Origin of the sequence: Methylomonas sp. ZR1 (assembly GCF_013141865.1) — a bacterium.
In the GTDB taxonomy this organism is placed as follows: domain Bacteria; phylum Pseudomonadota; class Gammaproteobacteria; order Methylococcales; family Methylomonadaceae; genus Methylomonas.
Genome location: NZ_RCST01000001.1, coordinates 3366504 through 3379847 on the forward strand (window position 1 = coordinate 3366504; position 13344 = coordinate 3379847).

9 protein-coding genes are annotated in these 13344 nt (G+C 48.9%); 4 read left to right on the top strand and 5 right to left on the bottom strand.

Features of this window, described 5'->3' with window-relative positions:
- Positions 1 to 17: 17 nt before the first annotated feature.
- From DDY07_RS15210 to DDY07_RS15225, 4 genes are read left to right on the top strand one after another with little or no spacing between them, the layout of a single operon-like run.
- On the top strand, positions 18 to 1169 hold the full coding sequence (locus tag DDY07_RS15210; RefSeq protein WP_171696481.1) for a glycosyltransferase: 1152 nt from the start codon (positions 18 to 20) through the stop codon (positions 1167 to 1169).
- A complete protein-coding gene (locus DDY07_RS15215; RefSeq protein ID WP_171696482.1) occupies positions 1159 to 2247 on the top strand; it encodes a class I SAM-dependent methyltransferase in 1089 nt (362 codons plus the stop codon). The genes DDY07_RS15210 and DDY07_RS15215 overlap by 11 nt, the downstream gene beginning before the upstream one ends.
- Positions 2244 to 3929, top strand: coding sequence for a carbamoyltransferase C-terminal domain-containing protein (locus DDY07_RS15220; RefSeq protein ID WP_171696483.1), 1686 nt, complete (start codon positions 2244 to 2246; stop codon positions 3927 to 3929). Before DDY07_RS15215 ends, DDY07_RS15220 begins: the two co-directional genes overlap by 4 nt.
- 11 nt (positions 3930 to 3940) lie before the next feature.
- The gene (locus tag DDY07_RS15225; RefSeq protein ID WP_171696484.1) at positions 3941 to 5065 is read left to right on the top strand and encodes a radical SAM protein; all 1125 of its coding nucleotides are present in this window, start codon (positions 3941 to 3943) and stop codon (positions 5063 to 5065) included.
- Here the strand turns inward: DDY07_RS15225 and DDY07_RS15230 are convergent.
- From DDY07_RS15230 to DDY07_RS15250, 5 genes are all read right to left on the bottom strand, one after another.
- A complete protein-coding gene (locus tag DDY07_RS15230; RefSeq protein WP_171696485.1) occupies positions 5062 to 5967 on the bottom strand; it encodes an NAD(P)-dependent oxidoreductase in 906 nt (301 codons plus the stop codon). The genes DDY07_RS15225 and DDY07_RS15230 overlap by 4 nt on opposite strands.
- Entirely contained in the window at positions 5957 to 7105 is a 1149-nt protein-coding gene (locus tag DDY07_RS15235) for a DegT/DnrJ/EryC1/StrS family aminotransferase (RefSeq protein ID WP_171696486.1), read from the bottom strand. The genes DDY07_RS15230 and DDY07_RS15235 overlap by 11 nt, the downstream gene beginning before the upstream one ends.
- Before the next feature lie 45 nt (positions 7106 to 7150).
- The gene (locus DDY07_RS15240) at positions 7151 to 8323 is read right to left on the bottom strand and encodes a glycosyltransferase (RefSeq protein ID WP_171696487.1); all 1173 of its coding nucleotides are present in this window, start codon (positions 8321 to 8323) and stop codon (positions 7151 to 7153) included.
- Positions 8324 to 8387: 64 nt separating this feature from the next.
- Positions 8388 to 9491 carry a radical SAM protein gene (locus DDY07_RS15245; RefSeq protein WP_171696488.1) on the bottom strand — a complete coding sequence of 368 codons (1104 nt, stop codon included), beginning with the start codon at positions 9489 to 9491 and terminating at the stop codon, positions 8388 to 8390.
- Positions 9492 to 9526: 35 nt separating this feature from the next.
- A complete protein-coding gene (locus tag DDY07_RS15250) occupies positions 9527 to 13336 on the bottom strand; it encodes a glycosyltransferase (protein WP_171696489.1) in 3810 nt (1269 codons plus the stop codon).
- Positions 13337 to 13344 lie beyond the last annotated feature (8 nt).

The following is a 13344-nucleotide window of genomic DNA, read 5'->3' on the forward strand; positions in this document are numbered from 1 at the left end:
TTTGATACACCACAGTTATGACTTCGCGACCCTTACGCGCGGCGATATTCATGCCCCGCGCCAATTCATTCTACATATCTTTACTATTCGGTTTAAAAAGAGGACTGGAACAACACCACGTCGAGGTCTTTGCCTCCGCCGGTCATTATGACGAACCCTGCCTGTTGGAATTTTGCCATCAATTCAAACCCGACCTGATTTTTGAAATGAATCGTGCCCGCAGCGCCTTACCCAATCTGCCGGCCCACATTAAGCATATCGCCTGGATTGTTGACACCCTGGGTCATACCGTAGATTACTACCATGGCAGCGACATAACCTATTTTTTCGGCGGCAATTGGAAGCGGGCGTTTACTGCTGACGGTGGCCTGATTGACTGGTTGCCGCCGGGCACTTGCGAAATTAGTTATAACTTTCAACCACAACAACCACTCTCGGATTTTTCGTTTGTCGGCCATATTCCAAAACCCTGGACCGAAGAAGAGTTGTCGCGAGAAATTTGCCGACATCAGCAAGAACTCATCAATTTCGGCAGGCTGCACGACGAACTGATCGAGTATTGGCAAAACATCAGTTTCGAAAACTTTGAAAACGTAACCTATCTTAATTCTGCCTACCAATTGATCGAAGAACGTTACGGCCATGCGGTTGAGATCGCCGACCAAAGGCTGCGTTACGATCTGGGCTGTCGCATGATCAGACTACGAAATCGTCATCAGTTGATGTCGCTAGTCCTGGAAAATTCAACGTCAGTGAGAATTTACGGCTCGGAAAATTGGACGGACTGGCCACAATACCGCCCGCACTATCATCACTTTGTCGATCACAGTCATGAGTTAAAGCAGATTTATCAGTCCACCAAATTGAATCTGCACGAAGGTGTTGGCCCGCATTTTCGGGTATTTGATGCGATGTCGGCCGGTGGTTTGATGTTCGTTAAACGAACGCCCGACGATAAAGCCGAAGGCGGCATCCTGGAAATCTTTGATCCCTTCGAACACTACGTACCGTTTTCGGAACACGATTTTACCGAGCACGCTGACAAATACCTGCATGACGCTCCCGCGCGGCAAAGAATCGTCAATAATGCCGCCAAACAAATCCAGGCCCATCACACTTGGACGCACCGAGCCAGTAAGATCATTAAGGATTATCACCGTGTGCGCTAATTCCGTACTAACCGGGCAATGGGACATGGCCGAGTTTTACGCCGAACATGTGCACAGTCATATACACGCTGATCCGCAGCAGACTTTGCAAAAGTATCGGCGCAGGATTCACTCCGAACTTGCAAAATTCGGCATGTCTATCGAACAACTCCGCGACAAAACCGTCCTTGATATCGGTTCGGGCTGGCAGGCCATCGTATTCCAAGAGTTGGGCTGCCGGCAGGTTTACCACCTGGACATCAATGCCAAACATGTCGAATTTTTAAATAGTTACCTAGCCAGACACGGCATAAGGAATGTTACCAGTGAACAAACCGACATCAGCCGTTCACTCGGTTCCGCACAAAACATTGATTTGGCCTTCGTGGCAGGGGTGTACCACCACCTGGCGGACCGCGAAGGGTTTCTGCGCCACCTTCTCCCCAAGATGGCAAAAAACAGCGACATTTTATTTCGAGTTTATCGAGCCGGTACCTGGAGCCGCTGGCTAGTAGCAATTTTAAGAACGGCCAGTGTCGGCCGTTTAGCGCCTGAAGATTTGCTGAGCGCTTACGGGCTCTTGCACCCTTTCGGACACGATAATCAATTTATTGGAGACTTGATCGATGATCTCCTTACCCCGGAATGGCTCGCATTCCGCCCACAACAGTTTAACGCCGACGCCCTAACACTCGCGATAACAAGCCAGTGTTTCGGGCCTGAGTTCGACTTCGATTTTTCGGAGCAGGACGAAAACTTTCGGGTGAAATGGCATCTAGAGAATCCGGCCGCCACCAAACTTGATCACACGATGATCGAAACAGGCCGCGCCCATTCAGAAGCGGCTGTTACTAGCGAATCCAAAATCGCAGATTTGGCCGACAAATTGGCCAGTTTTATGGACAGTCTCAGTAACTACGCCAAGCGCGACGCTGCGACTGTACTCGTAGCCTTGTATTTTTTGGTTAGAAATCACAACAGTACTGATGCATTTCGCGGCGAAATCGCCACCGCCACCAGCAACCCCAACCTGGAGGATTGGCGTATCGCGCAACTACATGCATCCATCACCCACTTCCAAGACTGGCTAAACCGATGAACATACTGGGTATTACTTCCGGCAGCGAAAGCGGTGCTTGCCTGTTTCAAAACGGCCGTATGGTGCTAGCGGTGAGTGAAGAACGCTTGACTCGTAAGAAATTTGACGATCACTTTCCCGCCCTATCGATTACCTGGATACTTCAGGAGAGTGGCTTATCGCATACCGACATTGACTTGATCTGTTACGGCTTTAGCCTGACATTTGCTGATGCTCAGGCCGAGCAAGCCTACATCGACAACTTATTGTCGACGGAAACGCTTGGGGACGAAACCAGCCGCGCCATCATCGAACAACGCATCAACACCGAGCGGCAAATCGATAAAACCAAACGCCAGGCATTTTTCACCGAGATTCGTGACCTGTTTCCGGATACACCGATTTACAACTGTAGCCACCATCAATCACACCAAGCAGCGGCTTTTGCCCCCTCTCCGTTTGCTGACGCCCTTGTGGTTACTGCCGATGGCCGCGGCGACTTCAAATCACTGACGATTAGCCGCGCCGACCGCAGCAACGGTATCGAAGAGCTGTATGTCAGCCCCAGTTGGCGCAGCCTGGGTTATTTTTACGGGCGTATCACCCATTTGTGCGGCTTCAGCGCCAATCGCCATGAGGGCAAAGTCACCGGCTTGGCCGCTTTAGGCAACCCACAAGCCGCGCGAGACTTTATCGGGCAGATCATTCGTCTGGAGGATGAGGTCATTTGTCCGGCGTTCGGCGAACTCTACACGCCGTTTTTCAGTAATTATTCGGCGGCATTGACCGAACAAGCTTCGCGCTTTAAGCGCGACGATCTGGCCGCCGCCGCGCAGCAACAGCTAGAGAATATCGTCTGCCACTTGATTGAAACACATGTCAAATCCACCGGTTTGAAGCACATCTGCTTGGCAGGCGGCGTCTTTGCCAACGTCAAGTTGAACCAGAAAATCCGCCAGCTCGACTGTGTCGACGAATTGTTCGTCTACCCAGCCATGAGCGATGCCGGCATCTGTGCCGGCAGCGTTTATCACTATTTGTTAACTAAGGCCGAAGCTCCGGCCTTGCTTGATCATGTCTATCTGGGACCCAAGTGCGAATTGTCGACCGATTCCAATGTCTGGCTCAAACATGGCATTCGCGCCGTGGTAGAAGTCAATGCAATCGAAAAACTGACAAGCATTTTGCAGAAACAGGCTATCGTCGGCATCGTATCGGGTCGCAGCGAATTCGGCCCGCGGGCTTTGGGTCATAGGAGTATTCTGGCTTCGGCCTGCGATAGAAATATCACTGCCCAGATCAATCTTAAATTGCAACGCGATGATTTCATGCCTTTTGCACCCAGCATCGCGGAAGATTTAGCCGACCGATGCCTAAAAAATTATCAGAACACCTGTTTATCCGCTGAATTTATGACTTTGAGTTTTCCAGTGACAGATGAATTCAGATTAAATTCGCCCGCAGCAATTCATGTAGACCAAACCGTCAGACCACAAATCGTGACCCGTAAAGCCAACCCATTTTTTTATGATTTGTTGATGGCCTGGCACAAAAGAACAGGTGGATTATGCCTATTGAATACGTCTTTCAATATGCACGAAGACCCCATCGTTAATAGTGCCGAAGACATCATCAAAGCGCTCGAACATGGCGCCGTTGATTGGGTATTTAGTCCACCCAATCTGTTTTTGAGTCACTCTTAAAACAGTATGAAATGAACAAACCGGCAACATTCTCGGATTTGCAAAATACGGCCGAGCATCATCATTGCATACACCCCTGGGCAGATCTCTGGATCAATGCCGCAGGGCACGTCACCTGCTGTCCGCAAAACCGTAGCCGCTTCGGAAATATTCATCAACACAGTATTGCGCAACTCTGGAATTCTGGCGCCGCACAAACTGTTCGACGGCTGATAGCGGAGGGGGATTACATAGCCGCCGGCTGCGAAATAGAATGTCCCTATTTGCGTGGCCGTAAAGACGGACCGGATAAGCCGCCGCCAGCTAACGAATTGATTAACTTGGACTTTGAACTGCCCGCCACAGACTCTGCCCTAAATCGAAATATCGCCGCGGTCATCGGCGAATACAGCAACAAGGCGCAAGTGCTGTCCGGCTTGCCAATCTATGTCGACACCCAGCCGGTATTACGCTGCAATGCCGACTGCATCATGTGTCCGCAACCACACATGAGCGACATGCGGCATTCGGAGGAAATATTGCAAAAACTGGAAATACTGCGACCAACAGCCAAGGTATTCCGCTGGCAAGGTGGCGAGGTATTCAGCAGCAAGAGCTTTTTCAATTATCTGCGTCAATTCGACACGACCGACAATCCCGATCTCGTCAAATATGTGATCACCAACGGCAGCCTGCTGACCGAGGAGCGAATTGCCGCGCTGACCGAGCATGACAATCCGGTGTTTTTTCTGCTGTCGATAGACGGCGTTCAGCAATCGACATTCGAAAAAATACGGCTAGGGCTGAGTTACCGGCAAGTGATGGCGACATTGCACTTTTTGGCATCGGCTCAAGCGACTAATCGGAGCGGCCGTAAACTGGTCCGTTGGAACTATGTGGTGATGAACAGCACCTTGGCTGAGATGCGTACCGCCATAGATCTGGCAGATGTCTTAAAAGTTGACTTGAATTTTGCTGCGCTGCAAGGCGATTACCCCGAGGAAAACATTTTCCGCTATCCGTTGCACGATATTGATACTTTGCTGGATAGATTTGCCGAGCTCGCAGCTTACAGCAACAACAAATCCATTCAGGTAGATGGGCTTTCAGGGCTAATTTACCGGCTAAAACAATACCTTTTAGAGCCGCCCGGCTAATAACTTTCCGAAAGGCGATTCAATTCTTCCTTCAGACTGAATTTGGGTGAGAACTGCCAGGTCCGAGACTCAAGCCGAATTCGCCCGATATCCTGCACCACACCGTGCACAGCGTAATCGATACGCGAGTTGGACTTAAAACTAGATACTACCAAGGCCGCCAACTCTTCGGCGGTGTATGACTCATCCGACCACAATTCGAAACACCGCTGCCTATGTCCTGATGTTTGCAACAACATAACAATATCCAAAATCGAATCGATGACATCCTGGATGTGAGTGAAATGAAAGCGGGTTTGGTTATTCAACACTCTTACCGCCTGATTTTGCTTGGCGCGCTTTACAAACGTCGGCAACAACTTGTTGACGTGATCGCGCTTTCCACCGTAAACATCCGACAGCCGGCAAATCGCTAACGGCATCTCGTAGCTATTGGCGAACGCCAACAGCAATTGCTCGGCAGATTTTTTGGATATTGCATAGATATGATCGACATTGACCTGAGTGTCGTCCAACGTATCGTAGTAACTAACTTCGCGGGTGCTAAGATAGATAATCAAAGGCTTGTGAGCCGCTCCGGCGAGTAATTCTATTAAGTTAGTAGTCGCCAGAACCGTGGAGTTGACGCATTCCATTGGGTTGGCTCGTGCATCGCTAACCCGTGATACGCCGGCAGCATGCACCACAATGTCTATATCGGTCAGTAACGGCGCTAAGCCACTCCTGTCCAGTAAATCCAAATGATGATACCGAATACCTAGCGTGGCAAACTCGCCGGCCGTGTCAGCATGCGGCATCATTCTGTCTACGCCCGCAACCCGATAGCCTGCTTTCGCCAACGCGATAGCCAGTTCACTGCCGACGAAGCCGCAGATTCCGGTAATGAAATAATTAACGGCCACCGGCAAACTCCCTGACTGACGCAATCACATAATCGCATTGCGCATCGTCCAGAAATGGATGTATCGGCAATGACAACACTTCGCGGGCCACCCTCTCGGTCATGGGCAGGGAAACCGGTGCCAGCCGCAAATGCGGATTTAGGTGTAAGGGCTGCGGCCAATGAACGAAGCATTCTATGTGCCGTGATTGCAAATGTCTGATCAATCCAGCCCGATCCCGGCAAAGTAGCGGATAAGCGCTGAACACATCAAAATACCCACTGGACTGACAGGAAACCGGCAAATCCACACCACGGCAATCGCTAAGCCCGGCATGGTAGCGAGCAGCTATCTGCCGACGTCTATCGATATCATCCGCAAAATACCGCAAATTCACATTCAACAAGGCGGCTTGCAGATTATCCAACCGGGAATTGAAACCAAATGTCATCAAATCCTTGTTTTCATTCTGGCCGTGGTTGCGCAGTATCCGGATTTTCTCCGCCAGTAACGGATCGTTAGTGATCACCAACCCTCCGTCTCCGTAACAATGCAGGTTTTTCATCGGATGCAAACTAAAGGCGCCCAATTTGCCGAAACTACCGGCATACCGACCATCAATATGCGCTCCCAGCGCTTGGGCTGCGTCTTCAACCACCGGCACCCCATATTGTTCGGCTATTGCCAATATAGCCGGCATATCGCAGCAACGGCCATTCATGTGCACAGGAATGATCGCCTTGGTAGCTGGCGTAATTGCCGCCTGTAAAACGTCGGGCGCGAGATTAAAGTCCTGGCCGATATCGATAAGCACCGGCTTGGCACCGCAATGCACGATAGCCGCCAGTGTTGCCACAAAAGTATGCGCAACGGTTATCACTTCGTCGCCGGCACCAATACCCAAGGCTTTCAACGCCAAAAACAATGCGTCGGTACCACTATTGACGCCTATCGCAAACTTCACCGCCAGTTTATCGGCGATGGCCGTCTCGAACGCTCTTACGTCATCTCGCAAAATATAGTTTGCGGAATGCCCTACCGACTCGAAAGCGGCTGTCAGCAATTGTCGGCGTTCGGCAAACTCCTGCTGTAGGCCGACGAAGGGAACAGCACTAACGTGATATTCCTGTAAATTGTTTTTTGAATAATCTATTAACACGCGGTGGCGATTCAAATTAAAAAATTAATAACTAGTCCGGACGTACTACAACGCTTGAATATGTTCGAGAATCTGCTCGGCGCGGACGCCCCAAGTATGATGGTTTTTAATAAGTTCCAGCGTTTGTTTTTGCGCCTGACTGCCTTGATAGCGGATACTTTTCAATTGCTGGTAAACATCGTCAAAATCCAGCCATTTAAACTCGTAATAATGAAATTGCGGTGTAAAAAAATCCGAAAGTCCGCGAGTATAAATTGCTCTTCCGGGATTATAGCTATCGTACTTATCGCCATCGCGATAGTCATACCACATCAACAATCCGCCCGAAGCCATGCAATCGATAGCACGAAAATGAAAGGAAATCCCATCGTGCAAATTGATATTAGATTTTTGATGAACTCTGTTGAGTTCCAACGGATTCTCTATAAAACGGCGATAATACTGCCGGTACTTACTCCACACACGCCAGTTCTGACTACCGTAAATAGCAATTGACTCGGAATATCGCAATGCAAAATCGATCAATTCGGTACGATTACTCATGCGTTTTATGCGAATTAGTAGATCGTAATAAATATCATCACTCAGCGCGCACGAATACCCCAGCAATTCGCTTGCGATCCGATCAATTATACCGACACAGGACTCGTGAGTTTGCTCACAATAAGTATTGATATCCATATATTCGCTATATCGTTTGAGCAACATCTCAAAAGTGACGCGCGGATTATCCGGATGCAAAACCCTCGATAACTCTTGTGTCGTCCACGGTTGAGGAATATGACCAATAAAGCTGAACTCAGTATTGCTATCGCTCGCAATATTTTCAGGAAAATAGGTCTCGACACAGGTACCGGGCGGCATCCAATCCAAATATCCGCCAGGTTTAAAGTTTGCCAGCCATCCAGGGTCCAAGGCATAGGTAATATCGCTACCGGTAATGTCACTTTCACAACGGCCTTGCATATCGACCACCCAGGAAATATGTAAAATATTCAGCTCGTGCAATACCGGAATTTCATCCTTAACCCGGTTCATTTCAAAAATAGCACAAGGCTTTTTCTCCCTGACCCAGTCCCTTATTTCCGTCTCATTCAATAGTTTGCAAGCTCCGCTGACTAATAAGCCTTGCTTTTGAAACGCTAAACCTATAAAGCCGAACAACCGCCGATGAAACGCACTTTCGGTGGGCATGAAAATAGAAATATGCTTAATCATTCCTGTAATATCTGACTTATTTAACGAGTATCCAGTCTGCTTCTTATTATGTTTGTAAAATAGCTTAAGCGGTTAAAGCCGCATCTCGCCAAAAATCTCTCACTTCACCGCCTGAGTTAGCATAGCTAATGGATTCATCTATTTTCTCAAGAGAATAATACTCCAGCGCTTTTTTTCCAAAATGATCGGTTACTTTATCTAAGGACATAATCTGGCAAAAAGTGCAGGCCTGACAAATCGGATTCCCGGGCTCTGTCACTTGTCGCTTATAAGTAGCGTAAGTATCGGAAACTATCAGCCCTTCCAGGCCGTTTTCAAATATATTGCCTAATTTCTGTTTGCCATAGCAGGTCCAAAGATCGCCGGCATGATTGACGTATAATCTGTCCTGATATCCGGTGCATTGTTCGCGCCTTAACAAACCGACGCCGACTTGAAAAATGCTGTCATCAAAATGCATGGCTTTTGGATGGCACTCCACAAGTTTTCTGACCCGCGCCACAGTCTCTATCGCCTTCGGAATATCGTAAATCAGCAGTTCTCCGACCAAGTCGTTATTGGGTTTCCGTAACTCCAAAAAACCAATGCGAAATGAGCAAAAACCGTTATCAAGCAGATAGCTCGCCAGGTCTGGCAGTTCATCCAAATTACAGCGCATGGCAACAGCGTTACTTGCCAAATGCGGAGTACTTGAATTCAAACGCAATTTAGCCTCGTTGATTAAATCTATAGCCCGGGAAATTTCACTAAATCCCAGGCCGCCTCGGATTTTACGCACCGTAGCGTCGTTGACGCCGTCGACCGAAAGCGACAACAGCATCAATCCGGATTTAACCAATTTCTCGGCATCGGCAGCGGTCCTGATCAACTTGGCATTAGTCTGGACCGAAACTTTGGCACCCATATCGCTTAAATAGCGGACGATTTCGAATAAATCCGGATTGATATACGGTTCACTACCGTCGCCAATATGAATTTGACCGAAATAGTCGAAACCCGATTTCAAATTTTTAACTTGAGCAGCGGACATCACTCGGAATTTTTTCAAATTATCGTGAAAAGTACACATGGCACAACTGATATTGCAGCCCAACGATATTTCCAGATGTAAGTTTGGCAAGGGTTTCACCCCCAATAACTCGCCAAACTCTTGACCACTCATCAACATACCATTACTCCGCTATCCTGAAACAAACTAACCGGCTAATTACCACCGAATCTATTACATATAGAATCCAAAACCCGCCCGGAAATAGCCTGATAAGAAAACAACCCGATAGTTTTTTGATAAGCTCGCTCGGCCATTTTCCCGCGTATTTCGCCGTTGGCTAGATAATACTTAACCTTCTCGACGAGATCGGCTTCATCGTTGTAATAGGCCACTTCATACTCGTCATAGTAATCGGCTAGTGGCGCGCCATCTTTGTAGATGGCCCGGGACAGCATGAAGGCTCCGGATGCCATTATTTCCAGAGCATGCATATGTAGCGTCGTCCCCGGACTGCCGTTAAAACAGATTTTCGAGCAATTCATTAGGCGGTTAATAAATTCGCCGTTGTCGGCAATACCTTTGGCATAAGGCGAAAACCGGTCAAATCTGTCCCAATTTCTGCCATAGAGCGCCAATTTAATATTCAAGTCCGCATCGATCAAGGCGGCAATCGGTGCCGTTTTCATTCTCAGCAAATAGTCAAAATGAAACCGGGTAGCGCTTCCAGCCAACAATAAATTGACTGCCTCGGCGTCCACTAAAACGCCTTGGCTTTTCAAAAACGCCACAATGGCGGAAAAGCCGTTACTTTGACTATCTACTCTGAGCTGATGAAACTGGTTGGCCGACAATTCTTGCAAATAAGCCATTACGCATCGGTAGATGTCGACTAACTCGGCACGCTCGAATTTTCCCTGATCCAATAGCGCAACTTCATGATGATCGAAACGCCAATCTTCGAAGGGAACATTTTCAAACGCTAGAAACGTCCGTTCCGCATCGACCAAATGACTGATCACCAGAAAGTCGTATTCGAAAACTTTGGTCTGCTCCGGATGATAATAATGATCATTAAATCCCACAGGCAGATACTCGACCGGGAAGTCTTTGTACAAAGACCCTCCGTTCATTGCCAACCAATGTTGAGAAAACACGAAGGTAAAATCCATTTTAGTCATCCCCAATGTGTTACCGGTGATATTGGGCAACATATCCTGTATCCAGTTTACAAATGGCACGGACTCGGGAATGCCAGCAAATTCATGCCGAAAATGATCTATGGTCAGGATAATGTCCGGCTTGAAACTATTGATCTCGTCTATTAAATGCTCGATATTGCTTAAGTAATAATTTTCAGTTTCGCTACAAAAGCGGATCGTCGCGCCCAAGCGCTCGAAGCCGTCCAGCCAGTCGCGCATGCAGTATTTGAGAAAACTGGAGAAACGCGAGATATACCCCAGTACGCGCAATTGGCCGGCATGTTCCGGATTAAATTTCCGTCGCCACTCATCTGCTGTGATACCGCGATAGTAATCGGCAATTTGTTGCAAATTTACAAGGTGCCGCTCGGCTTTATCTTGCTTGGCTAGCGTGGATAATTGATAAACTCGCTCTGCCGCAATCTGCGCTTGCGGATCAAGATTGAACAACACGTCCGGTACAGCGGCTTCGAATTTCGAAAACTCGACAAATAAATCGGCCTCGGCATGTTCATCGTGATAAATGCGTACTCGCGGGGCAAATAATAGAGGCCGTAAATCATGCAATAGCAGATTCAATAGCCATATCTCCGGCTTGGATTCGATCAGATAAACAGGTACTTCAAATTCTGCCATCTCAGTGATCGGTAGAGCAGTCGCGTCAAATGCTGCCAATAACTCGTAACCAGAACCTAACCCAACCAAAGCATAGCAGCAGGTATTTTCACGGGTCATCTCGGCAACGTTGTTCTCGATCAAGCCTTTATGCTCGAGCAGTGCAATATTATCGAGCCGATAGCTTTCTTTGCCATCCCTCTCCACCGAAATCCGCCAGTATTCGCCGGCGATATCTTGATCGACCGTGATGGCTATTTGCTGGTGCGGCCAGGCGGCCAATAGGGCTTGGCCTAACTCGGGGCGAGATTCGGCCAGGCACAACAGATTGTTTTGCAGATTGGCAAGACACGTTTGCCGCCCAAACTCCAAGTTACTGATTAGCAATACGCTCTCGCCACAGAGTGCCGGCAAAACGGCTACCGACTCCAGTGCTCTGATATGCTCGGCATTACTCAGCGCGCGTAAATCGGTTAAATCGATTAAACGCCGGACTGCGGCCTTGTACGTAAACTGTCGGGCCAGGCCCTCCGGCGGCTTGGCCGGTTGCAAGCGGCTATGCAGAATATTTCGCAACTGATCGGCCGTCTTGAAGAACAAGCAATAGTCGTCCCAATACGGCGGTTCGGCTACATCCCGGCAATCGTAAACCACAGGGATGCAGCCGCAGGCGGCCGCTTCAGCCAACCTTTGCGAATTGATTTCGAATGGATGGCAAACCAAGGCATAGCGGGCAGAACGGTAAACCTCTGCCACTGCTTCGCCGTGCGGCAATTCGCCTCGATAAAACGGTGCCACTTCGGCATCCTGGTCCCAGTAGCGTCCGTAAACATCCACCGGCAGGTCGGGATCGGCGCATAGCCACTTCACCGAATAATCGCGAATCACATAATGCAGTAATTTCCAGAACACAAATTCATAACTTAGCCCGCTGGTCTCGGCAATTTGCCGCACGCTCGCTTCGTCAAAGCAAGCGCCGGATTCCATCGCCGCAATCAAGCTATCCAAAGCCTGCCGATGTTGGCTATTGTCGATATTGATCACCGGCAGATAGGAACTGCCGACGAACACAATCTTGTCGGCTCGCGCCTGATTGTTACCGGCATGAAACACCACATCGTCTATCACAAAATGTAAGCGTTGCACCAAGGCGGCCTGGCGTTGCTCCAGATAACGATCAAACAACGGCGAAATCGAGAAATTGAAATCCCTGGCTCGCCATTTCAGCGGCTGGGAATCTTTCAATTGCGGCATCAAATCCTGCCACCAGACGATATTGACAATATCGTCGTGCATGAAACTGTTGTTCAAGCTATTGACGTACAAGCAGGCATGCGGGTCGAAATCGATATATTTTTCCAGCATATCGACCATATTGCTGCCTTCCATGTCGTTATCCTGAATGTAAAACAGCACCTCCCAACCCAGAGCGGCAAAGGCCTTGGCCAAGCCTTGCGAGCTATATTGCATAACGGTGGTCAAACGACTCGTCGGGATAAATATCCGCGGCGGCCGATTGCCGACCCAACGCGGTGGCAAGGCCTTGGCTTTGTTCAGCAATTGTTGGATCAACCACAGTCGCCTGCGCTTGATCGATTCACCGGCTGCGGCAATATCCTGCCGGATGGCGGCCTTAACCACCTCTTCCAAGCCGTCGGGAATATCAATATTTTCCGGAATACGCAAACGGGAGCGGATGAAAAATTCCTCGTAATCCGGCAATTCCAGATGTATCAAGTTCGGTAAGTCCGATTCGGGCAACTCGCCCCGGTAATAGCAAATCTGCAAACCGTCTATGGTGGGATGGCCGCAAGACACTCGATTGGCCTGCTTTGCCACGTTTAACGCCTGGAGCGGATCGATAAAATAGGTATCGAAATGCACATAGTCCGGCACGCGGTATTGATTGCGGTACTGCATCACTTCGTCAATGACATCGCGGGGCATGTCGTTGAAATGTACGGCGCCGTCTTGAGAAATGGCGATCAGTTGCGGTATCGGTAATGAGTTGTGCGAAAAAAACTCGACAAACTTGTCGGCGGGAACCTGAATAAAATTCGGCAACACAATATCGGTCAACAGCCCGTCGTAATAGCAATATTGCCGGCGCACACTGCCGGATTCGTCGACGATGCTCTGTTGCTTGGACGCCTCCGCGTAGGCGTCCTCTATATTCAGAAAAAATATGTCCTTAACCGCCGAATTCATCGTGCATT